Origin of the sequence: Vibrio sp. 10N.286.49.E11 (genome assembly GCF_041469505.1) — a bacterium.
In the GTDB taxonomy this organism is placed as follows: domain Bacteria; phylum Pseudomonadota; class Gammaproteobacteria; order Enterobacterales; family Vibrionaceae; genus Vibrio; species Vibrio crassostreae_C.
Window position 1 is genome coordinate 1 of sequence record NZ_JBFRKQ010000153.1, and the last position, 350, is coordinate 350.

General features: G+C 47.7%; 1 protein-coding gene. It reads left to right on the forward strand.

Annotated features, from left to right (window positions below; translation table 11 throughout):
- Positions 1-350 (forward strand): tandem-95 repeat protein (locus AB4167_RS21970; protein WP_372137027.1); only part of this gene is annotated, 350 nt, incomplete at both ends.

Sequence of the window (350 nt, forward strand, 5' to 3'; positions counted from 1 at the left end):
AGCTTCGATATCTCAGATGGTACCAATACCGTTCAAGCTTCGGCTGACCTTACTGTTAATCCAGTTAATGACCTGCCAGTCCCTCAAGATCAACAGTTCAGTATTGCAGAAGACGGTACTTTACAGTTCACAGACGCGGATCTGCTTACAGGCGCGACAGACGTTGAAGGTGATAACCTGACGGTTGAGGGCATCACTTATGAAGGCACTGATGGCGTACTGACTGACTTGGGTGAGGGATCATATAGCTTTGCTCCAAACGAGAACTTCAATGGTGATGTGAGCTTTAGCTTCGATGTGTCAGACGGTACCGATACCGTGTCTGCAAACATTGATGTTAGCGTGACTCC